The sequence below is a fragment of the Kineococcus siccus genome, assembly GCF_009906795.1.
Classification (GTDB): domain Bacteria; phylum Actinomycetota; class Actinomycetes; order Actinomycetales; family Kineococcaceae; genus Kineococcus; species Kineococcus siccus.
This window is the reverse complement of record NZ_JAAALN010000396.1, coordinates 1-1291: the sequence shown is the minus strand read 5'-3', so window position 1 is coordinate 1291 and position 1291 is coordinate 1. Positions and strand designations below refer to the sequence as shown.

The following is a 1291-nucleotide window of genomic DNA, read 5'->3' as shown; positions in this document are numbered from 1 at the left end:
GCTGGGGGACCGCGTGGTGGGCATCTGCGACACGCCCTCCGGCCTGGGCCGCCGCGGACGGCACCGCGGGATGAACGATCACGCAGCCACCGTATGACTGTTCAGTCAGGCGTGGCTAGGGGGGTGCCCCTCCGAGGCGCGGCGGCGCGCGGACTGTCATGTAGCAGGACATCGGTGACAGTTCTGCATCAGGACATCGGTGACGCTTCCAGCCGTCTTGGTGGTGACACTTCCCGACCCTCCGGCCCCGCCCTGCTGCACTCCGCCGGCCACCGCGGAGCGCGGACCTGCCCCTGCGCCAGGCGACCCGCACGCGGTGCGCGCGGCCGACGGGCGGACGCGACCAGGCGAGCAGCACCACTGGAGCCGTCGGCGGCTCACCCGGGCCGCCTCGACTTCACGGTCACGGACGTCACGGTCATGTCGATGTCGTGACGTTCAGTGCGAGGCCACCGGCAGCGAAGTCGCTCGTCTGACTACCCCCCGTCGCCGTCGTCGCTGCGGCAGGGTGGTCAACGGGTTGCACCGCCGAGCCACCGGGAGCCGTTCGTGATCTTGAACGCCAAGTCGACCTACATGTGGGCGCCGCCTCTACCGCTGCCCTTCCGCGTGCTCGGGTTGGACGACACCTTCACAGGTCGCCGCGGGGTGGCGATGTGGAACCCACCAGACGAGCCCGTGCACACGATCACGCTCCTGCACGGAGGACCTGGCGGCGGGCGTCCAGGGGTGCGCACCATCTGCCGACCTGCCGACCACCCCAAGGTCTGGCAGGGCGCGACGCAAGACGCGATCACAGAGGCTCTGCTCATCCTGCCCAGCACCGAGGTGAACCATCGGGAGGAGGTGGCCTCCAGCTGGGGGCCGGGACCGCTGTGGAAACCCGTCGGCGTCACCATCGACGGGCAGGTGGTGTCAGCGCATCGCTACCGCCACGACGACGGCAAGTGGTGGATCGTCGGTGCCGATCTGGGCGACATCGGTGTCTGCGTGGTGGGGCACGGATGGCAGGTGGAGGACCACGGGCTCGTCACCCTCGCCCCCGACCTCCCCGGCTACACCGCGAAGCCGCCGCACCCGCGTGTCGCAGACGCCTGAGCGAGGCCCAGGCCCCGCGCGGTCATCCCACGCACAGCGCGACGTCACGGTCATACCGCGTCCAGTGCGCCGAACCCGCCAGTAGCACAAGTGCTATCCTGTCGCCATGATGACCGTCGGGCTTCGTGAACTCCGCCAACAAGCCTCCGACCTCGTCCGTCGCGTCGAGGCCGGGGAAGAAGTCACCATCACG

At 69.9% G+C, this 1291-nt stretch carries 2 protein-coding genes; both read left to right on the top strand.

Annotated features, from left to right (window positions below):
- The first annotated feature begins 549 nt into the window (after window positions 1-549).
- Window positions 550-1098: a hypothetical protein gene (locus tag GTR02_RS21755; protein ID WP_166609546.1), complete on the top strand. Its 549-nt coding sequence runs from the start codon at window positions 550-552 to the stop codon at window positions 1096-1098.
- Window positions 1099-1204: 106 nt separating this feature from the next.
- Window positions 1205-1291 (top strand): type II toxin-antitoxin system Phd/YefM family antitoxin (locus GTR02_RS25010; RefSeq protein WP_166608749.1); only part of this gene is annotated, 87 nt, incomplete at its 3' end.